Here is a 19,636-nt window from a genome sequence, read left to right as displayed (position 1 = left end):
TTTTATCCAATCACCTTGGTAACCCAAAAATACTTCAGGAGACTAGAGGTAATTGGGGTATGGTTAATAATGAAGCTAGCTAGACCACTGTGATTTAAGCGATCTTGAATAAAAGCTAGTGGTACAGTAGCGAAAATCGTTAGGAACATTTCAATGGCAAATAAGGAAATGAGAACAGCAATTGCACCGCTTGCAACATTATACCAACGAGAATCCGTATTCCCTTTAGGTACTAAATGGATAAAAATCCCAATGAAGCGACCAATCGCATAAACAAAAGTGTAAATGATGAAAAAAGCTAGGCCAGCGTAGAAGACTTTATCTAAATGAAAGAGCTGATTGTTAGGAAAATAATACGTTGTAGCTCCTTCTATCGCACTTGAATAAGGGACCCACAAACTTAAAAAGCGGGCTAAACCTTGGTAAGATTGACTAGCGATAAAAAAGGCTACAATAGCTGATAGTAAATAATAAGCCTGAAGAACAATCCCTCTAGAGTAGCCAATATAGAAGCTCCACGCTAGAATTAGTAAAATTAGTAGTGAAATAATCATAAAGGCCCCTCTGTTTGTAAAGATTTTTCTTTTATTTCTGTTAGGGCTTTTCGACGCAAGCTTTCTAATTCTCTTTCCTTGTCATCAAATTCAATTTCACGATTTAACTGAGTTGACAGACTATTAATAGCAAGCAAAATAGCCAAGGTTTCATCATCCGCTTGGGGCATTCTTTCCTTGATTGCTTGGTATTTTTCTGTCGCGACCTTTTCGACTTCCTCCATAAACAGATTATCAAACCCTGTTGTTAAAGTCATGGTCTTCTTTCCAAAAGTAAACTTATATCGATTCAAATTTGCCATAAAATCACCTCGTTATATTATACCAAATATCAAGCCTTTTGTCAGGTCAGGGCCACCCCTCTATCCTGCTTTTCTAAAATATACTTGAAGATAAAAAGTCCGTCAATCTTTTTTTCAACTTTACTCTTTTTTATGTTAAAATAGAAGGCATGGGACAATTCACCTTAACACCGAGTGAGCAGGAGATTCAAGCATTTCTTAAGCAATATAAAAAATATCTCAGCTCTAGTAAAAATCCTTATATCCGCTATTTTTTCCGTTTGGAGCAAGCAACAGCCAGCGTCTATACTTCTGGTAAATTACTCCTTCAGGGAGAAGAGGCAGATAAATATGCTCTTTTTTTCAAAGAGACAGCAGATCTCACTCAACCTCCTCAGAAAATCACCTACCAAGCTATGATAGGAACGGATGAGGTTGGTAATGGTTCCTATTTTGGTGGTTTAGCTGTTGTGGCTTCATTTGTCACTAAAGAACAGGAGGATTTCCTCAGAAAATTAGGAGTTGGAGATTCTAAAACCCTGACGGATCAAAAAATTCGCCAGTTAGCCCCTATCTTAAAAGAAAAAATTAACCACCAAGCCCTGCTCTTGTCACCCAAGAAGTATAACCAAGTCATTGCTTCAGGTTACAATGCTGTCTCAGTCAAAGTTGCCCTTCACAACCAAGCCATCTATCTCTTGCTAGAAAAAGGAATAAAACCTGATCAAATCGTAATTGATGCCTTCACTAGCAGCACCAATTACCAGCGTTATGTCAAGCAAGAGCGAAATCAAGTTAGTCAGGCGATTCATTTAGAAGAAAAAGCTGAAGGAAAATACTTAGCTGTGGCTGTCAGTTCCATTATAGCTCGCGACCTTTTCTTGGAGAATCTAGAGATTCTGAGCCAGGAATTAGGCTACCAATTACCAAGCGGAGCAGGAGCTAAAAGTGATCAAGTGGCCAGTCAGATTTTGAAGGCTTATGGTATGGCCGGTCTTGAAACAAGTGCTAAACTACATTTTAAAAATACTCAAAAAGCAAAACAATTACTAGAAAGGTAAGTTATGTCTGGTTTTAGAAAATTTATGAAAGAATGGGGATTTTTCATCCTCTTCATGGCTACTTTGCTCCTCACCCGCCTCTTCCTCTGGTCCCCATTTTTGGTAAGTGGCCACTCAATGGACCCAACCCTTGCTGATGGAGAGTATCTACTCGAAGTCCGCTATCTACCCATCGACCGTTTTGATATCGTTGTTGCTAAAGAAACAGATGAAAATGGGAACGAGAAACGGATTGTCAAACGAGTGATTGGTATGCCTGGTGATACCATCAAATATGAAAATGACCAACTCTATATCAATGGTAAGAAAACTGATGAGCCTTACTTAAAAGAATATATTTCTAAATTTAAAAAGGACAAATTGCAGTCGACTTATTCTTACCGGAAGATGTTCCAGCAAATCGCTGAACAAGCCAACTCTTTCACTCAGGACTCTCTAGGTAACTCAACATTCACTGTCGAAGTTCCTAAGGGACACTATTTCCTTCTAGGAGACGACCGACTCGTTTCAAGAGATAGCCGAGAAGTTGGAAACTTCAAGGCCAGTCAAATTGAAGGAGAAGCAAAATTACGCTTCTGGCCACTCAATAAGATCGGTATCTTCTAAACACCATTTGTTAAACAAATAAGAAGCAAGAAATAAAAAAGGCAGGACAGCAGGTTTCATTGGCTTGTCTGCCTTTTTTTCTAGGATGAGAGATATGGAATTCTATTTTTCAGGAACCGTCGAACGCATTATATTTGAAAATCCCAACAATTTCTTTCGAATTTTGTTACTGGATATCGAGGACACAGATGCAGAATTTGATGATTTTGAGATTATCGTGACCGGAACCATGGCCGATATCATGGAAGGACAAGACTACACTTTTTGGGGAACTCTTGTCCAGCATCCCAAATACGGGGAACAGCTAAAAGTAACTCGCTACGAAAGAGCAAAGCCAACTAGTAAGGGCCTGGTCAAGTATTTTGCTAGCGATCATTTTAAAGGGATCGGTGTTAAGACCGCCCAAAAGATAGTAGACCTCTATGGTGATAATACGATTGACCAGATCTTAGCTGATCCTAGCCGGCTCGTAAGTATTAACGGCCTTTCTGCAGTCAATCGGGAAGCCTTCGTCAGCAAACTGAGACAAAATTACGGCACAGAGATGTTGCTCTCTAAACTCGCTGAATATGGCATCCCCAATAAACTTGCCTTGCAGATTCAAGACACCTATAAAGAAGAAACGCTGGAAATTGTCCAAAAATATCCTTATCAACTAGTTGAGGACATTCAAGGTATTGGTTTCAAAATAGCTGACCAGTTGGCCCAGCAACTAGGTATTGAAAGCGACGCTCCAGAGCGTTTCCGGGCTGGACTTGTTCATACCCTTTTCAGCCAGTCTATGGAGACAGGTGATACTTATATAGAAGCACGTGACTTACTATCCCACACCATTGATTTGCTGGAGAATGCCCGTCAGGTTGAACTTGACCCTGCCTTGGTAGCGGATGAATTGGCCCACCTCATTGAAGAAGATAAGATTCAAAACGTCGAAACAAAAATCTTTGAAAACAGTCTTTATTTCGCCGAGGAAGGTATCCGTAGCAATCTGATTCGGATTCTAGAAAAAGGCAAACAAGAAACCTTTGATGCCCCAAAACTCGAAAGTATCATCGAACAAGTCGAGCAAGATTTAGGAATCTGCTATGACCATATTCAAAAGAAGGCTATCTGCGATGCCATTAATCATAAGGTGTTTATTCTGACGGGTGGGCCAGGAACTGGTAAAACAACTGTTATCAACGGCATCATTGCTACTTATGCTACTCTTCATAAGCTAGATTTAGCTAAAAAACAGGAATTACCTATTCTGCTTGCTGCTCCGACTGGACGAGCTGCTAGACGAATGAATGAATTGACTGGGCTACCCAGTGCTACTATTCACCGGCATCTGGGGATGACTGGAGATGATGATACCAGTCATTTAGATGACTATTTGGATGCTGATTTCATCATTGTAGACGAGTTCTCTATGGTCGATACTTGGCTGGCCAATCAACTGCTCAGCAATATTTCTTCCAACAGTAAGATCCTCATTGTGGGGGATGCTGACCAGCTTCCGTCTGTCAGTCCCGGTCAGGTTCTGGCCGATCTTTTAAAAATACCTATCTTGCCTCAAACCAAGCTGACAAAAATCTACCGGCAAGGAGAAGATTCAACAATTGTTACCCTGGCTAGTCAAATCCAGCAAGGACTGCTACCAGCTGATTTTACTGAAAAAAAGGCGGATCGTTCCTATTTTGAAGCAACTAGTGAATATATCCCTGATATGATTAAAAAAATCGTAGCCGCTGCCATCCGCAGTGGCATCCCTGCCCAGAACGTCCAAGTCTTGGCTCCTATGTACCGAGGACCCGCAGGAATCGACCAAGTCAACCAACTCATGCAGGATCTGATAAATCCATCAGAAAAAGACCAACTGGTCTTTGAAGCACCAGACTGCCAGTACCGGCAAGGAGACAAGGTCATCCACCTTGTCAATGATGCTGAAAGCAATGTGTTTAATGGGGACTTGGGCTATATCACGGACTTGTTGCCAGCAAAATACACCGACTCTAAGCAAGATGAACTTACCATCAACTTCGATGGAAATGAAATCGTCTACCAACGTAGCGAGTGGTACAAGATTCGCTTGGCTTATGCCATGAGTATTCATAAATCACAAGGTAGTGAATTTCCTGTCGTGATTCTGCCAATCACCAAGAGTAGCCACCGCATGCTCCAGCGCAATCTGGTCTACACAGCCATTACCCGGGCCAAGAGCAAGCTCATTCTTTTAGGAGAATTTTCTGCCTTTCAATTTGCAGTAAAAAACACGGGCACTGCCCGCAAAACCTATCTGGTCGAGCGTTTTGCTGACCTAGAAGCCCCACAGGAACCTATCCACACTCCTATGGATAGGTTGGAAAAAGCTGTGGGAAACTATGTCTTGACAGAAGAAAATTTCCTGAAAATCGACCCCCTAATCGGCCTGACCGAGGAAGATATCCACAGTATATTCATCACATAAATAAAAAGGCTGGGACAGAATTAAATTTTTTAGTTCTGTCCCAGCCTTTTTTAATGCTTATTTTTCTGGCTAAAGAGCTGTATGAGCTCATCATCAAAGATATCCAGACCGACCGAGGTCATCATAAACTGCAGAAAGTGGAAGCGTTCTGGCAGTTTTTCAGGATCACTTTCAAAAACGGTCCCATGCATCCAAAAATTCACCAGCAGCAGAAAAACTTCTGCAGCCTGGTCCGGATACTCGGTCTGAAGGGAGCCATCTGCCATGCCTTTTTTGATAATGTCACTGACCACAGAGGCGCCTATCCGCAGATTGTCCCGTATCATGTTCAAAATAAAGCCCGCGTCCTTCTCATACTCACCCAAAATGCCATCTATGGCCCGGGCTGTCTGACTTCCCATATTATTCTTGAGGATGGTCTGCAGCTGCTCTCTGCCAGTCAGATTTTCCGTATCCTTGAGCCACTGCTTCACCTCTTCTTCCATCATCTCCTGCCGGCTCCTCATCACCGCAAAGACAATCTCATCTTTTGACTTGAAATGATGATAGATAGCCCCCTTGGAGATGCCCGCCGTCTGAGCAATATCCTGCATACTGGTCTTTTCGGACCCCTTATGGATAAAGAGCTGGGTTGCTGTATTTAAAATTTTTTCTCTCATGGCCTGGGATTTGTCTTTTCGTTGCGCCATTCTGTTCCCCTTTGTTTCTAATATAGCTTTATTCTACCAAAAAAGCCGGGGAAATACAAAACCATAAAAATATCTTTAAGCCTTGTCTTGCTGATCCCTTTGATACCAAAGATAGATACTGTAAGCCGCCATCAAGATATAGCCTAGGAAAAAGAGCGGATTTTCCGTCCCCTTCCCCAGGAAAATGCCTTCACCAATGGTATTGATGGCCCCGTGGAAAAGAACACAGTAAAGGATGGACTGACTGACCTTGTAAAGAGCCACCAGCCAGAAACGGGCGAGCAGGCAGGCGGCAGTAAAGACTAGAAAAGAAGTCCCTGCCTGACTGCTGCCGGGCATAAAGAAGAGGGGCAGATGCCAGACAGCCCAGATTAACCCAGTTGCTACAGTTGCCAAAGGGAAGGGCAGAAGCTTTTCCAGAGTCGGCTGCAGGAAGCCCTGCCAGCCAATCTCTTCATTGCCGCCTGTCAAAAAAGTCGTCATGAGAAAAAGCAGAGCAATCCTGAGGGGGCTAAAACCAGGCAGGAGCGGGCTCCAAAAGACTATGGAAAGGGTATAAAGAATTGTCAAAATCAAGAGATGGACCCAAGTCCTTTTTCGGGCCGATCCGATAGAAGCCAAGAGCTCCTTGAACGATTTTCCTAAGACCAGTTTGGCTCCAATGACCGGGCCAAAAACACCAGCGATGGTTAGGACCTGGGAAATAACGGGAATCCTCAGGAAAGCCGAAGCCAGCCAGGCAAACCAGCTGATGCCAAAAGTCCAGAGCAGAAAAATTAGAATTTGCTTGACAGATGAGGAATCTTTATAGTTTCTAGCCTGCATCTTTCTGAACTCCTTTCCGGTTGCCCTTCCAATACCACCAGCCGACCAGCAGGGCGGTCATGACCAGATTAGCAGCCTGGAAGCTGAGATACCTTCCGCCATTTGTAGCACTGCCGACAATCGTCGCCTGAGCAAAGTTAATGCAGCCGTGAAAGACCATGCAGGCAAAGACAGAGGCCGTCTGCTTGTAGAGAACCGCCAGACAGAAACTGAGCAAGATACCAAAGGAGAGATAGAAGGGCAAAGAAACCTGACTTTGACTCGTTCCCGGAATCAGCCAGAGGGGCAGATGCCAGGTCACCCAGACCAGAGCCGTGATGACAGTTGCCAGAGGGAAGGAGAATTTTTTCTCCAGAGCCGGCTGCAGGAGGCCCCGCCAGCCCAGTTCTTCATTCCCGCCTCCAAAAAAGGTGACATAGGTCCAGCCCAGGGGAAACATCAGAACGGCATTGAGCGGCGGTAATACAGGATTGGCGATAAAAAGGGTCAAAACCCGAACCAGACAGAAGGCCAGCATATAAATCCACCAGCCCTTAGCATGAGAAAAGATAAAGTCCAGCATCTTCTTAGGATGAGAAATTTTGAGGCTGATAAAAGTTCCCAAGGTCGGTCCGGAGCCACCGATGAAAAAGAGAGCAAAGCCCAAAGGCTCAGCCCCGCTGGTCAGCTTCAGGGCGGCTAAAATATACAGAATCAGCCAGGCAGACCAGCTAATGCCAAAAGTCCAGGCCAGAAAGGGCAGGATATGCCTTGTCTCTGGCTCTACATGTGTTTGTTTGTTCATACGATAACTCCTTATCAAATGTAGAATAGTGAAAAGTCATCCGAAAACTGGACAAAGGCATCCTTTACTCTCAGTCTTTCAGATGATTCCCTGTTTTGAAACGCAGATTTTTAAATCCGATCATTCGGTTTGTTTTGTTATAAAAAATAAAGACCTGTGCCAAATAGAAAACGTAGTCTTTTAGTCCTTGCTTAAAATAAAAAGCAAAGATAGACTAAATAATGCTAAAAGCTATGTCAGCACCGTTTAGCTACTGCCTGCTGCTTTTAGTTTCTAAGTTGTCCTGACTCTGATGCTTAAGACAGGCCATTTCTCTGCTACTTGCTCCTTTCTTGATTTTGCAATCGCCGAATTTGCCAGAGATTGGAGGCAAGGCTCAGACCCCCTACTGCCATAATACCCAGTCCTCGCCAAGGGCTAAAGACAGAAGTCAGCAAGCCACCAGCAAGGACAGCATAGCTAGCTTTGACTCCCCACTTAGAATAGCGTAGGCCATTCTCACCCTGTGTCATCTTTTCCAGCTGCACCTTACGTTTTTCTGCCTGCTGCTGCAAAAACTCTTTCTGAACTTCCAGCTGCCGATCCAGCTCCTGATTAAACTTGAGGATGTGCTCGCTTGTTTTTTCTACTACAGATTTCTTCATTTCTGCTCCTTTCTTTTTAAAAACCGACCGGACGGTTTTTATTTTACAAACTCAGTATAACAGACACAGAAAACTTTGTCCAGTATTTTTTCAAAAAAGATTATTTTTGCTCAATGAAAATCATCAGCCAACTTAGAAACTCGTCACAAGCAACTCTCTCATGCTAAAAACTATATCTAAAAAAGCCCGGTAACGAACCAAGCCTTTATCTTTATTCAAACCCCGTCACTGTCAGCCCTAGAAGACGGATACCTCGTGGTTGTTCTTCCAAGCTATCGTAAATCTCATGAGCTGTTCGCTCGATTTGCTCCTTGTCTTGAGTGGTTAGAGCCAAACTTTTTCTTTTAGTCAAGGTGGAGAAATCGGCATAGCGGATTTTCAGAACGATGGTTCGTCCTTTCTTATCATGCTTAGTCAAGCTATTTTCTACCTTCTGTGCCAGCAGGGTCAGCTCTTTCTTGATGTCCTCCTCGCTATAGAGCAGTTTGGCATAGGTCCGCTCCTTCCCGATTGACTTACGAATGCGATTGGACTTGACTGGGCTATTGCTGATGCCACGCGCTTTACGATAGAGATCAAAACCAAAACGCCCAAACTTATCAATCAAGGTCATTTCCGGTATCTTGAGCAGATCTGCACCAGTATAAACTCCCATTTCATGTAGTTTCTCAACACTCTTCTTACCAACCCCATGAAACTTAGCAATATCCATTGGCGCTAGAAAGGCCTCTGCTTCCTCAGGTAAAATAACAGTCAAACCATGAGGCTTCTCATAGTCGCTAGCGATCTTGGCAAGAAATTTATTATAAGAAACGCCTGCTGAAGCTGTTAGTTGCAGTTCCTTCCATATATCGTGCTGAATCAGCTTGGCTATTTTGACTGCAGATTTAATCCCTAGCTTGTTTTCCGTCACATCCAGATAAGCTTCATCAATACTCATCGGCTCAATCAAGTCCGTATAGCGTTTAAAAATCTCTCGGATCTGCAAGCCGACTGCCTGATATTTTTCGTAATTTCCCGAAATAAAAATCCCTTGTGGACATCGTTCGTATGCTTCCTTGGAGCTCATAGCAGAATGGACGCCAAACTTTCGTGCTTCATAGTTACAAGTAGAGACGACGCCACGACCACCTGTCAAACGAGGATCGCTACCGATGATGACCGGATGTCCCTTTAGTTTAGGATTATCCCTGACTTCGACAGCAGCAAAAAAAGCATCCATGTCAATATGAATGATTTTTCTTGATGTGTCGTTAATTAAAGGAAAAATCAACATTCTAGTCGCCTCTTATTCTTGTCTTCCAATTCTAGTATAACCTTTTTCTCATTTTTGCCCAACTATTTGCCGAGAAATTTTCCCATCCATCTATATAGTACACTTTTTGAGATTTCAGACAACTGTATTATAAAAGAAAAGGCTTACAAATCCCGAAAACACTTTGTGTAAACGATTACTCTGTGTTATACTTTAACTATACAAATGTAACAGATACTTGTTACTAGAAAGAAAAAGAGGAATTTAACATGGTTGTTAAAACTGTTGTCGAAGCACAAGATATTTTTGACAAGGCTTGGGAAGGCTTCAAAGGTGAAGATTGGAAAGAAAAAGCAAGTATTTCACGCTTTGTTCAGGCTAACTACACTCCTTACGATGGTGATGAAAGCTTCTTAGCAGGTCCAACTGAACGTTCTCTTCATATTAAAAAGATTGTTGAAGAGACAAAGGCTCACTATGAAGCAACTCGTTTCCCAATGGACACTCGTCCAGCTTCTATTGCAGGTATCCCAGCTGGCTACATCGACAAAGATAACGAGCTAATCTACGGTATCCAAAACGACGAACTCTTCAAATTAAACTTCATGCCAAAAGGTGGTATCCGTATGGCTGAAACAACTTTGAAGGAAAATGGTTATGAGCCAGATCCAGCTGTTCACGAAATCTTTACTAAGTACGTGACAACAGTTAACGATGGTATCTTCCGTGCTTACACTTCAAACATTCGTCGTGCTCGCCACGCTCACACAGTTACTGGTCTTCCAGATGCATACTCTCGTGGACGTATCATCGGAGTTTATGCTCGTCTTGCTCTTTATGGAGCTGACTACTTGATGGCTGAAAAAGTAAACGACTGGAATGCTTTGACAGAAATCGACGAAGAAACAATTCGTCTTCGCGAAGAAATCAATTTGCAATACCAAGCACTTGGTGAAGTTGTTAAATTAGGTGATCTTTACGGAGTTGATGTTCGCCGTCCTGCTTTCGATACTAAAGAAGCTATCCAATGGACAAACATCGCCTTCATGGCAGTTTGCCGTGTTATCAACGGTGCTGCAACTTCTCTTGGACGTGTACCAATCGTTCTTGACGTCTTTGCAGAACGCGACCTTGCTCGTGGCACTTACACTGAAAGCGAAATCCAAGAATTTATCGATGACTTCGTTTTGAAACTTCGTACCGTTAAATTTGCTCGTACAAAAGCTTACGACCAACTGTATTCTGGTGACCCAACCTTCATCACTACTTCTATGGCAGGTATGGGTAACGATGGTCGTCACCGTGTTACGAAGATGGACTACCGTTTCTTGAATACACTTGACAACATCGGTAACTCACCTGAACCAAACTTGACAGTTCTTTGGACTGACAAATTACCTTACAACTTCCGTCGCTACTGTATGCACATGAGCCACAAACACTCTTCTATCCAATACGAAGGTGTGACAACAATGGCTAAAGACGGATATGGCGAAATGAGCTGTATTTCATGCTGTGTATCTCCACTTGACCCAGAAAATGAAGAACAACGTCACAACATCCAATACTTCGGTGCTCGTGTAAACGTTCTGAAAGCTCTTCTTACTGGTCTCAACGGTGGTTACGACGATGTTCACAAGGACTACAAAGTATTTGACATCGATCCTATCCGTGACGAAGTTCTTGAATTTGAATCAGTTAAAGCTAACTTTGAAAAATCACTTGATTGGTTGACAGACACTTACGTAGATGCTTTGAACATCATCCACTACATGACTGATAAGTATAACTACGAAGCTGTTCAAATGGCCTTCTTGCCTACTCACCAACGTGCTAACATGGGATTCGGTATCTGTGGATTTGCTAACACTGTTGATACATTGTCAGCTATCAAGTACGCTACAGTTAAACCAATCCGTGACGAAAATGGCTACATCTACGATTACGAAACAATCGGTGAATACCCACGTTGGGGTGAAGACGATCCTCGTTCAAACGAATTGGCTGAATGGTTGGTTGAAGCTTACACAACTCGTTTGCGTAGCCACAAACTATACAAGAACGCTGAAGCTACAGTATCACTCTTGACAATCACATCTAACGTTGCTTACTCTAAACAAACTGGTAACTCACCAGTCCATAAAGGAGTATACCTCAACGAAGATGGTACAGTGAACTTGTCTAAACTTGAGTTCTTCTCACCAGGTGCTAACCCATCTAACAAAGCAAAAGGTGGCTGGTTGCAAAACTTGAACTCACTTGCTAGTCTGGACTTCAGTTATGCAGCTGACGGTATCTCATTGACAACTCAAGTATCACCTCGTGCGCTTGGTAAAACTCATGACGAACAAGTAGACAACTTGGTAACAATCCTTGATGGTTACTTTGAAAATGGTGGACAACACGTTAACTTGAACGTTATGGACTTGAAGGACGTTTACGACAAGATTATGTCTGGTGAAGACGTTATCGTTCGTATCTCTGGTTACTGTGTAAATACTAAGTACCTCACTCCAGAGCAAAAAACTGAATTGACTCAACGTGTATTCCACGAAGTTCTTTCAATGGATGATGCTTTGAGCTAATAAGTTATTAAATTCAACTATAAAGGAAGATTGGTTTATTTCCAGTCTTCTTTTTTGATTTTGCATGGGATTTTTATGAAGAAGCTTCTGAATTTTGCTATAATAGAAGAAAGTTTAGAAACACTTGGAAAGAGATTATGGAAGAGTCAAAAGAATTTAATCTAGCCGTAGATGTCATCATGCTAGCCGGCACCCTCTTATTGCAAAGTGGATCCGAAATCTACCGAGTTGAAGATACCATGATTCGTATCGCTCATTCACAAGGGATTATCGATTGCAATGCTCTAGCAATGCCAGTAGCGATTTTCTTCTCAGTTGAGAATACGAATTTCTCTCGTATGAAACGTATCGTGCATTCAAATTATAATATTGAGAAAGTCTGTGATGTCAACCAAGTCTCCCGTCAGTTGACCAGTGGTCAATTAACCTTGCAAGAGGCTTACGATGAGCTCTTGCGTCTCAAAAACAAACGTCTGCCATACAACAAAAAACAATTGACCATTGCAGCTACGCTCAGTGCCCCGTTTTTTTCCATCATGTTTGGAGGAAATTTTTACGATGCACTTGGAGCTGCTGTGGCAACCTTCTTTGGCTTTACCTTTTCACTATATGCTGAGAAGTATGTACGAATTCCTTTTGTTACAGCCTTTGCAGGTGCCTTTGTTTTTGGTTTGTTAGCACAGGCCTGGGCCCGCTACTCTGGTTTTAACTCAACTGCAGACTTGATTATAGCAGGCTCTGTCATGCCTTTTGTCCCTGGGATTGCCCTGACTAATGCTGTCCGTGACATCATGACCAACCACATTAACTCGGGAATGAGTAAACTTTTTGAATCTCTTCTCATTACCCTAGCTCTTGGTGCGGGTACTTCCGTTGCCCTTGTATTAATGAAATAAAACTATGACAATACTAACATTTTTCCTTCAAGCTCTTGCAAGTTTGTTGGCTATTATCACTTTTCTTATCGTCTTAAATGTCCAACGCAGAATGCTAATTCCAGCTGGTCTACTGGGGATGTCTATCTGGCTTCTTTATTTACTTTTAAAAGGTCCGACCAATGTTATCGTAGCCACCTTTGTAGCTGCTATCGTCGGATCTTGCTGTAGCCAAATTATGAGTGTTATTTATAAAACTCCTGCAGTTGTATTCATCCTGTCAATTCTGGCCCCCTTAGTCCCTGGCTACCTCTCCTATCGAACAACCGCATTCTTTGTAACTGGCGATTATAGTAAGGCCATGGTTAATGCCACCTTAGTAGTCATCTTGGCCCTAGTTATTTCGATTGGGATGGCCAGTGGTACAGTTGCGTTAAAACTTTTTAAGTATATTCAAAAAAGAAAGCACGTCCACTATTGAGTTGACTATAAAGTCTAAACAATTTTGATGCTTCTGATTAAATCTTAGTAAAAATAGGTTTTTCACTAAGATGTTTTAAGTTCCCTGTCTTTGTTCGACGGGGCTTTTTTATCAGTTTTATTTTGAATTATGGTAAAATAGATGTTGAAATACTCTTGATAATCATATCAAGATATGAGGTTTTAATATGAAAATAGGAATCGATAAAATTGGATTTGCAACCTCCAATTATGTCTTGAAATTAAACGATTTAGCGGCAGCGCGTGCTACCGATCCAGAAAAACTAAGCAAGGGACTCCTGCTTAAAGAACTCAGCATTGCTCCTCTGACAGAAGATATTATCACCTTAGGAGCTGCAGCTGCAGATCCCATTTTGACAAGTGAAGACAAAGAGAAGATTGACATGGTCATTGTAGCTACGGAGTCAAGCATTGATCAGAGTAAGGCAGCGGCCGTTTTTATTCATGGCCTTTTGGCGATCCAGCCCTTTGCCCGGAGTTTTGAGATTAAAGAAGCCTGTTATGGTGCTACTGCAGCACTTGACTACGCAAAACTCCATATTGAAAAATATCCAGATAGCAAGGTCCTCGTTATTGCCAGTGATATTGCCAAATATGGTATTAATACTCCTGGTGAACCAACTCAGGGAGCGGGAGCTATTGCAATGTTAATAAGCAAGGATCCTCGTATCTTAATTTTTAATGAAGATAATGTCGCTCAAACTCGTGACGTTATGGATTTTTGGCGCCCAAATTACTCGACAACGCCTTATGTAAATGGACTTTACTCTACTCAACAATACTTGGATTGTTTGAAAACAACCTGGGATGAGTACCAAAAGCGCCACAATCTTTCTCTCAAAGATTTTGCAGCCTACTGCTTCCATCTTCCTTATCCAAAATTGGCCCTTAAAGGCCTCAATAAAATCATGGATAAAAGCCTTCCTCAAGAGCAGCAAGATCAGCTTAAGGAAAATTTTGAAAAGTCAATCCTCTACAGTCAAAAAGTCGGAAATATTTACACAGGTTCGCTTTTCCTAGGCCTTTTGTCCCTCTTAGAAAACTCAGATAAACTTAAGGCCGGTGACAAGATTGCTCTCTTTAGTTATGGTAGTGGTGCTGTAGCAGAAATTTTCAGTGTTTCCTTAGTTCCAGGCTATGAAAATCAGCTGTCACGGACACGTCTGGAGGAACTAGACCAGCGTCAAGCTCTTTCTGTTGAAGAATACGAGCATATCTTTTTTGCAGAAGCCGAGCTGGATGCGGAGGGCAATGCTAGCTTCTCTGGCTATGAGGAACAAAGCTTTGCTCTGGCGGAAATTGCAGAGCATCAGCGTAAGTACATTAAAGTTGAGAAATCATCATGAAAATAAACTGGACTGGATTTTCCAAAAAAACTCCTGCTGAACGGCTACAGATGCTGAAAGAAAAGGAACTTTTACAAGATGAACATTGGCAGCTGCTAGACAGTCAGCAGACTTTGCCTTTGGAAACAGCCAACCAGATGAGTGAAAATGTGCTGGCCACTCTAGCCCTACCCTACTCTCTGGTGCCAGACTTTCTGGTGGATGGTAAGACCTATCAAGTTCCATTTGTGACAGAAGAGCCATCTGTGGTAGCAGCGGCTAGCTTTGCCGCTAAGATTATCAAACGTTCAGGCGGATTTGAAACTGAAGTTCACAAACGCCAGATGATTGGGCAAATCGCCCTCTATCAAATTGATAATGCAGACCAAGCCATCAAAGATGTTCTCAGGAAAAAGAAAGAGTTGCTGGAGCAGGCCAACCAAGCCTATCCATCGATTGTTTCCCGTGGTGGTGGTGCTAGAGATCTCTGGCTGGAGCAAAAGGATGACTTCCTCATTTTTTATCTGTCTGTGGATACTCAGGAAGCCATGGGAGCCAATATGCTCAACACCATGCTGGAGGCCCTCACCCTTCCTCTGGAGGAGCTAACTGGCGGCAAGAGTCTGATGGCTATCCTGTCAAACTATGCAACAGATAGCCTAGTAACAGCCCGCTGTGTCATCGACTATCGCTTTCTCAGCCGGGATACGGCTGAGGCGGAGCTTCTTGCGGATAAGATGCAGCTGGCTAGCAAGCTAGCCCAGGTCGACCCTTACCGAGCAACTACCCACAATAAAGGCATCTTTAATGGTATTGATGCTTTGGTACTGGCTACTGGAAATGACTGGAGGGCTATAGAAGCTGGTGCTCATGCCTATTCCAGCCGAGAAGGAAGCTACCGTGGCCTCTCTACTTGGACGGCAGACCCAGACAAACGCCAGCTTCATGGTCAGATGACCCTGCCCATGCCCATTGCAACTAAGGGAGGTTCCATCGGCCTCAATCCCGCAGTAACAGCCAGCTTTGACTTGCTGGGGCAACCTCAGGCTAAGGAATTGGCATCCCTCATCGTATCGGTTGGATTGGCACAAAACTTCGCTGCCCTCAAAGCCCTAGTCAGCACTGGCATCCAAGCCGGACACATGAAATTGCAAGCCAAATCTTTAGCATTGCAGGCTGGAGCTCAAGGCGAAGAAATTACTGCTGTAGCCAATCGCTTAACAGCCATGAAGACTTTCAACCTCGCTACTGCTCAAAAAATTCTAACTGACTTACGAAAACAGGACAAGTAAAAAGGCCATTAATGGCCTTTTTTGTACGTCTTTATGCTATTTATTGAATCTGTTCCTGAGCTTCTTTCAGCCGCCCATAGAGTAGATAGGGAACACTCCTTAATTCTTGCAAGTTTCGGCAGGACAGGGCGCACATGATGAGGCGCAAGTCTGATTTCCAGCCTTCTACAATAGCAATAACCTCTTCCACCGAATGATTTTCTACCAAGTCTAACATGGTGCGAGAGAGGCCAACTGCCTTAGCTCCTAAGACCAGAGCTTTGATCATATCCAAAGGATGGCGGACACCTCCGCTAGCCAAAAGTTCGACATCATCGCGCAATGGCTGAAGAGCTAGCAGACTTTGCAGAGTAGATTGCCCCCAATCATTGAGGTAGTCACGATTACCACCTCGCTGATTTTCAATATAGGCAAAGCTAGTGCCACCACGGCCGGAAATATCAAAAGTCTGAATCCCCAAGGAGCGCGCTTCTTCGACAGTAGAGCAATCCATGCCAAAGCCAACTTCTTTAAGAATTAAGGGAAGATCCAGTCGCTGACTATAATCCGTCAAGTGCTGGCGCCAAGAACGAAACTCCCGCTCACCCTCTGGCATCAGTAATTCCTGCATGAGATTGACATGGACTTGCAAAAAGAGGGGCTGCAAATCAGCTATCGCCTGCTGAGCGGCTTGATAAGGCTTGTCCAAGCCGATATTAGTTGCTAGTAATAAATTAGGCCGACCAACCGCTACCTGATAGGAAGAATCAGAAGGATTTTTCAAGGCTGCGCTGTAAGAGCCAGTCACAAAAAGAAGACCACAACTTTCAGCTACTTGAGCCAACTTTTCATTGATCTGACCGCCTTTTTGGCTGCCGCCAGTCATGGCATTGATGTAAAAAGGAAACTCCCAGTCACGACCAGCAAAGTGAGTAGATAGGTCAATCTCCGCCAAATCGTACTTGGGCAAAGAGCGGTGAACCAGTTCCATTTCATCAAAACTGTTGTAACTCGGACGCTGCTCTAAAGCATATTTGATATGGTCATCCTTACGATTCTGGCTCATCATGGTCCATCCTTTCTCTATATAATAGCTCAATGCCAGCTGCTTGCCAGGCTTGAATCAGTTGGTTGCTAGATGCGGCATCAAAGCTGAGAGCAATCCCGCAGTCGCCACCACCGGCACCGCTGCTCTTAGCCACACAGTTCAGTCCCTCTGCCGCTTCTTTTAAGACTTTCAGCCTGTCTGTATAAATAGCCGGGCTGAGCCTTTCTAAGAGCTGGCTAGCCTTTTTCAGACTAGACTTAATAGCAAGCTTATCTCCTGCTAGTAAAGCCCTCTCCAAAGCATCAACCTGTGTCCTACTGCCTGTCAAAAAGGACTCTGAAATAGCTGACTTAACCTGATTGACCAAGTCCTTAGAAATTGCCGGCTGCTTGGTCCAGCCAACTAGAAAATCCATGGCTAAGCAAGGCTTAATACTGCGAATTTCAAAACCCCAATTCTCTACTAACAGCTGTGGCAAATCAACTTCGTCCATACGCTTACGGATCAGTTCTCTATCAAAAGACCGGTAGTAAATCAAATCTTCATAAGCAATGCAGGCTAGATCTCCCATGGAGCCATTGTCTCCGCGCTTGAGGAGAACGTAAGAAGCCAGCTTAAAGAGTAGCTCTGGCTCTAAGTTCAGCTCATAAAGGGTTGCCATGGCCTTAAGAGTCAGAATAACCACACTACCACTGGAGCCAATCCCGAACTTCTTGCCGTCTCTTTCCATCTTGCCACTAATCTTCAGTGAAAAAGGCTGAAGTTGGTAGCCTAAGGTCAGCAAATAAGTGTTCATAACTGCTATCGTATCCTGAATCAAGGCATAATCAGGGTCTGGCTCTAGGCTAGCGCTGTGTTCAAACATATCTGATGTCAAGTGATAGCCAGGTGATGTCTGGATTTCTCCAGTCATATAGATAGGGATGTCCTTGATAATGGCCGGCTGACCAGCCGTCAGCACTGCATATTCACCTGCCAGATAGAGCTTGCCGCAGGTTTGGACTCTTGAACTAGCTTTCATCTGACAAGTCCTTTGTTTTGGAGACGATAAGCCGGTAGTCCTTCTCAAGGATAGCAGCCAGATGGTCTAGGTCTTCCTCCAAGCAGAGGACCTTGACATTTGGTCCCGCGTCCATGGTAAAGTAGCAACGCTCGCCCTGCTCCCGCAGCTTTCTAACAGCATCCATAGCCTGATAAGACTCCTCTGTCAGATAAGAAAACGGCGGATAAGCTTTTTCTGTCGTAGCATGCATCCGAAGAGCATTTTCTTCTGTCAGCTGACCAACCTTAGCAAACTCATTGTCCCGTAAATAAGCCAGCATAGCCTGATAATCCAAGGCAGACTGGGCAATCCAATCTGGGAAAATGGTGGAAGTTTTAGCACAGAGCTCCATACCGTCACGGCTGGAAATGGGCTTTTTCTCATCGTGCAGAACCAACATAATCATGGCTAGCTTCAAATCCGTCTTGACTGGATAGATGGCTCCACTGTCCTTATCCCAGGCCGCTAGCGGGCCAAAGAAAGACCGAGCAGACGACCCCGAAGCAAACTTAGCCAGTTGGGCCAACTCTTGCGCCTGATAGCCCGTCTGAAAATAAGCATTGCAGGCCTTGACTAGGGCTGATAAACCACTAGAGCTCGAAGACAGACCTGCTGCTGTTGGCATATTATTGCTGGTATCAACGCGGACAAAACCATCTTCTGGAGAGCGGAAGCGGTCAATAATCTTACTGATTTTAGTATGTTCTGCCGGACTTTGCAGCTGACCGTCAATATAAAACTCATCTCCAGTCGCTGTAGCCGGCAAAGGACTCAGCTGAGTCTCAGTATACATATTTTCCAGTGTCAGTGAAATACTACTGGTAGACGGAATCATCTTTTCTGCATCTTTCTTGCCCCAATATTTGACAATTGCAATATTGGCATAGGATTTGACACTTACAGGCTTTCGATCCATGTGTTAATGGCTCCTTTCTCTCTCAATACGGTGGCTAAGACATCCGCCTGACTTCTTTCTCCTACAAGAGCAATGACACAGCCACCCAGACCGCCACCGCTCATCTTAGCTCCCAAAGCTCCATTTTCAAGAGCTGTTTCAACTAGTTCATCAGCTTTCTGGCAAGACACTCCTAGTTTGGCTAGCTTCTCATGAGCCTTGGTCATAGCTTGTCCCATCGTCATCAGGTCCTTGATAGAAATGGCCTTCTCAAGGATTTTCGTTAAATTCCCCAATTCCTGCAGCAAAGGCAGAGCCTTTTGCCCCTGACTTTCTACAGCACGGATGGCTTCGCGAGTATGACCATGAATACCTGTATCTGCAATCACTAAAAAGGCATCCAGATCCAGCTCAATTTCACTGAAACCAAAGTTGCGGATAAATTTGATAGCTACATCACTAAGGCAGGTCTTGGCATCAAGGCCGCTGGGATTCATATGGGCAATCATCTCTGCCCGATTGGCTAGAATCTCCAGGGTTTGGTCATCCAGCTCTTCTTCAAAGTAGTCAAAAACAGCCCGAATAGCTGCAATACTAACCGCAGCCGATGAACCCATCCCTCTCTTTTCAGGGACCATGGACTCCACCTGACAGCGTATCTTAGCACCTTGCTGGCCTAGATGTTCTAGACAGGCAAAAACAGCCATAGACAGTGTATCCTCAGCGTAGAGGGTCCAGGCCCGCTCAGACGGAAAGACCCGGCAGGTTACTTCGATATGGTTGAGTGGCAAGGAAATAGCTGGATATCCATAGACTACCGAATGCTCCCCCATCAAAATAATTTTACTGTGTGCCTTTCCGACACCAATTTCTTTTGTCATGATCTTTCCCTATATTTATTTCTTTAACTATTATTTTAATATACTTTGAAAAAAAAAGCGATTTT

Annotated in this window: 19 protein-coding genes; 8 read left to right on the top strand and 11 right to left on the bottom strand. The window is 43.6% G+C overall.

What is annotated here, in order from left to right; genetic code table 11:
- Positions 1-2: 2 nt before the first annotated feature.
- Together AWH02_RS04340 and AWH02_RS04335 are read right to left on the bottom strand one after the other, a co-directional pair.
- Positions 3-551: a CvpA family protein gene (locus AWH02_RS04340; protein WP_060553313.1), complete on the bottom strand. Its 549-nt coding sequence runs from the start codon at positions 549-551 to the stop codon at positions 3-5.
- Complete coding sequence (locus tag AWH02_RS04335) at positions 551-856, bottom strand: hypothetical protein (protein WP_008808274.1); 306 nt, start codon at positions 854-856, stop codon at positions 551-553. Before AWH02_RS04335 ends, AWH02_RS04340 begins: the two co-directional genes overlap by 1 nt.
- Positions 857-1,005: 149 nt before the next feature.
- Between AWH02_RS04335 and rnhC the strand changes: the two genes are divergently transcribed.
- The 3 genes from rnhC to recD2 all read left to right on the top strand — a co-directional run bounded on the left by rnhC (position 1,006) and on the right by recD2 (position 4,951).
- A complete protein-coding gene (gene rnhC, locus AWH02_RS04330) occupies positions 1,006-1,896 on the top strand; it encodes a ribonuclease HIII (RefSeq protein WP_045505412.1) in 891 nt (296 codons plus the stop codon).
- A 3-nt stretch (positions 1,897-1,899) separates the two neighbouring features.
- Complete coding sequence (lepB, locus tag AWH02_RS04325) at positions 1,900-2,502, top strand: signal peptidase I (protein WP_048776365.1); 603 nt, start codon at positions 1,900-1,902, stop codon at positions 2,500-2,502.
- 94 nt (positions 2,503-2,596) lie between these two features.
- Positions 2,597-4,951: an SF1B family DNA helicase RecD2 gene (recD2, locus tag AWH02_RS04320; RefSeq protein WP_060553147.1), complete on the top strand. Its 2,355-nt coding sequence runs from the start codon at positions 2,597-2,599 to the stop codon at positions 4,949-4,951.
- Positions 4,952-5,001: 50 nt separating this feature from the next.
- Here recD2 and AWH02_RS04315 read toward each other — a convergent pair whose 3' ends face one another.
- The 5 genes from AWH02_RS04315 to dinB form a co-directional block, all read right to left on the bottom strand.
- Entirely contained in the window at positions 5,002-5,640 is a 639-nt protein-coding gene (locus AWH02_RS04315) for a TetR/AcrR family transcriptional regulator (protein ID WP_060553148.1), read from the bottom strand.
- A gap of 75 nt (positions 5,641-5,715) precedes the next feature.
- Positions 5,716-6,465: a CPBP family intramembrane glutamic endopeptidase gene (locus AWH02_RS04310; RefSeq protein ID WP_060553149.1), complete on the bottom strand. Its 750-nt coding sequence runs from the start codon at positions 6,463-6,465 to the stop codon at positions 5,716-5,718.
- The gene (locus AWH02_RS04305; protein ID WP_060553150.1) at positions 6,455-7,249 is read right to left on the bottom strand and encodes a CPBP family intramembrane glutamic endopeptidase; all 795 of its coding nucleotides are present in this window, start codon (positions 7,247-7,249) and stop codon (positions 6,455-6,457) included. Before AWH02_RS04305 ends, AWH02_RS04310 begins: the two co-directional genes overlap by 11 nt.
- Positions 7,250-7,566: 317 nt before the next feature.
- A complete protein-coding gene (locus tag AWH02_RS04300; RefSeq protein ID WP_060553151.1) occupies positions 7,567-7,893 on the bottom strand; it encodes a hypothetical protein in 327 nt (108 codons plus the stop codon).
- Positions 7,894-8,104: 211 nt separating this feature from the next.
- Positions 8,105-9,169 (bottom strand): DNA polymerase IV, encoded by a 1,065-nt coding sequence (gene dinB / locus AWH02_RS04295; protein ID WP_060553152.1) that lies wholly within the window; start codon positions 9,167-9,169, stop codon positions 8,105-8,107.
- Positions 9,170-9,417: 248 nt separating this feature from the next.
- On the opposite strand from dinB, the gene pflB reads away from it, so the two are divergent.
- The 5 genes from pflB (at position 9,418) to AWH02_RS04270 (ending at position 15,726) form a co-directional block, all read left to right on the top strand.
- A complete protein-coding gene (pflB, locus tag AWH02_RS04290) occupies positions 9,418-11,733 on the top strand; it encodes a formate C-acetyltransferase (RefSeq protein ID WP_045505398.1) in 2,316 nt (771 codons plus the stop codon).
- A gap of 137 nt (positions 11,734-11,870) precedes the next feature.
- The gene (locus AWH02_RS04285; RefSeq protein WP_045505396.1) at positions 11,871-12,629 is read left to right on the top strand and encodes a threonine/serine exporter family protein; all 759 of its coding nucleotides are present in this window, start codon (positions 11,871-11,873) and stop codon (positions 12,627-12,629) included.
- A 4-nt stretch (positions 12,630-12,633) separates the two neighbouring features.
- A complete protein-coding gene (locus AWH02_RS04280; protein ID WP_045505394.1) occupies positions 12,634-13,089 on the top strand; it encodes a threonine/serine exporter family protein in 456 nt (151 codons plus the stop codon).
- Positions 13,090-13,276: 187 nt separating this feature from the next.
- Positions 13,277-14,455: a hydroxymethylglutaryl-CoA synthase gene (locus tag AWH02_RS04275; protein ID WP_060553153.1), complete on the top strand. Its 1,179-nt coding sequence runs from the start codon at positions 13,277-13,279 to the stop codon at positions 14,453-14,455.
- Positions 14,452-15,726: a hydroxymethylglutaryl-CoA reductase, degradative gene (locus tag AWH02_RS04270; protein ID WP_060553154.1), complete on the top strand. Its 1,275-nt coding sequence runs from the start codon at positions 14,452-14,454 to the stop codon at positions 15,724-15,726. The genes AWH02_RS04275 and AWH02_RS04270 overlap by 4 nt, the downstream gene beginning before the upstream one ends.
- A 40-nt stretch (positions 15,727-15,766) precedes the next feature.
- Here the strand turns inward: AWH02_RS04270 and fni are convergent, their stop codons facing one another.
- The 4 genes from fni to mvk are packed head-to-tail and all read right to left on the bottom strand — an operon-like array spanning position 15,767 to position 19,571.
- Positions 15,767-16,774 carry a type 2 isopentenyl-diphosphate Delta-isomerase gene (fni, locus tag AWH02_RS04265; protein ID WP_111705851.1) on the bottom strand — a complete coding sequence of 336 codons (1,008 nt, stop codon included), beginning with the start codon at positions 16,772-16,774 and terminating at the stop codon, positions 15,767-15,769.
- On the bottom strand, positions 16,755-17,774 hold the full coding sequence (locus AWH02_RS04260) for a phosphomevalonate kinase (RefSeq protein WP_060553156.1): 1,020 nt from the start codon (positions 17,772-17,774) through the stop codon (positions 16,755-16,757). The genes fni and AWH02_RS04260 overlap by 20 nt, the downstream gene beginning before the upstream one ends.
- A complete protein-coding gene (gene mvaD / locus AWH02_RS04255; protein ID WP_060553157.1) occupies positions 17,764-18,711 on the bottom strand; it encodes a diphosphomevalonate decarboxylase in 948 nt (315 codons plus the stop codon). Before mvaD ends, AWH02_RS04260 begins: the two co-directional genes overlap by 11 nt.
- Positions 18,693-19,571 carry a mevalonate kinase gene (mvk, locus tag AWH02_RS04250; RefSeq protein WP_060553158.1) on the bottom strand — a complete coding sequence of 293 codons (879 nt, stop codon included), beginning with the start codon at positions 19,569-19,571 and terminating at the stop codon, positions 18,693-18,695. The genes mvaD and mvk overlap by 19 nt, the downstream gene beginning before the upstream one ends.
- Positions 19,572-19,636: the final 65 nt, after the last annotated feature.

The organism is Streptococcus gordonii (assembly GCF_001553855.1).
In the GTDB taxonomy this organism is placed as follows: domain Bacteria; phylum Bacillota; class Bacilli; order Lactobacillales; family Streptococcaceae; genus Streptococcus; species Streptococcus gordonii.
Note: the sequence above shows the minus strand (reverse complement) of the source record. Positions and strands in the feature narration are given on the sequence as shown.

What these genes read in the sequence shown, in the direction of transcription:
- mvk (WP_060553158.1), bottom strand. Translation starts at nt 19,571, where the DNA reads ATGACAAAAGAAATTGGTGTCGGAAAGGCACACAGTAAAATTATTTTG.
- lepB (WP_048776365.1), top strand. Translation starts at nt 1,900, where the DNA reads ATGTCTGGTTTTAGAAAATTTATGAAAGAATGGGGATTTTTCATCCTC.
- AWH02_RS04315 (WP_060553148.1), bottom strand. Translation starts at nt 5,640, where the DNA reads ATGGCGCAACGAAAAGACAAATCCCAGGCCATGAGAGAAAAAATTTTA.
- AWH02_RS04270 (WP_060553154.1), top strand. Translation starts at nt 14,452, where the DNA reads ATGAAAATAAACTGGACTGGATTTTCCAAAAAAACTCCTGCTGAACGG.
- AWH02_RS04285 (WP_045505396.1), top strand. Translation starts at nt 11,871, where the DNA reads ATGGAAGAGTCAAAAGAATTTAATCTAGCCGTAGATGTCATCATGCTA.
- AWH02_RS04310 (WP_060553149.1), bottom strand. Translation starts at nt 6,465, where the DNA reads ATGCAGGCTAGAAACTATAAAGATTCCTCATCTGTCAAGCAAATTCTA.
- AWH02_RS04260 (WP_060553156.1), bottom strand. Translation starts at nt 17,774, where the DNA reads ATGAAAGCTAGTTCAAGAGTCCAAACCTGCGGCAAGCTCTATCTGGCA.
- rnhC (WP_045505412.1), top strand. Translation starts at nt 1,006, where the DNA reads ATGGGACAATTCACCTTAACACCGAGTGAGCAGGAGATTCAAGCATTT.
- AWH02_RS04275 (WP_060553153.1), top strand. Translation starts at nt 13,277, where the DNA reads ATGAAAATAGGAATCGATAAAATTGGATTTGCAACCTCCAATTATGTC.
- AWH02_RS04300 (WP_060553151.1), bottom strand. Translation starts at nt 7,893, where the DNA reads ATGAAGAAATCTGTAGTAGAAAAAACAAGCGAGCACATCCTCAAGTTT.
- pflB (WP_045505398.1), top strand. Translation starts at nt 9,418, where the DNA reads ATGGTTGTTAAAACTGTTGTCGAAGCACAAGATATTTTTGACAAGGCT.
- recD2 (WP_060553147.1), top strand. Translation starts at nt 2,597, where the DNA reads ATGGAATTCTATTTTTCAGGAACCGTCGAACGCATTATATTTGAAAAT.
- dinB (WP_060553152.1), bottom strand. Translation starts at nt 9,169, where the DNA reads ATGTTGATTTTTCCTTTAATTAACGACACATCAAGAAAAATCATTCAT.
- mvaD (WP_060553157.1), bottom strand. Translation starts at nt 18,711, where the DNA reads ATGGATCGAAAGCCTGTAAGTGTCAAATCCTATGCCAATATTGCAATT.
- fni (WP_111705851.1), bottom strand. Translation starts at nt 16,774, where the DNA reads ATGATGAGCCAGAATCGTAAGGATGACCATATCAAATATGCTTTAGAG.
- AWH02_RS04305 (WP_060553150.1), bottom strand. Translation starts at nt 7,249, where the DNA reads ATGAACAAACAAACACATGTAGAGCCAGAGACAAGGCATATCCTGCCC.
- AWH02_RS04335 (WP_008808274.1), bottom strand. Translation starts at nt 856, where the DNA reads ATGGCAAATTTGAATCGATATAAGTTTACTTTTGGAAAGAAGACCATG.
- AWH02_RS04280 (WP_045505394.1), top strand. Translation starts at nt 12,634, where the DNA reads ATGACAATACTAACATTTTTCCTTCAAGCTCTTGCAAGTTTGTTGGCT.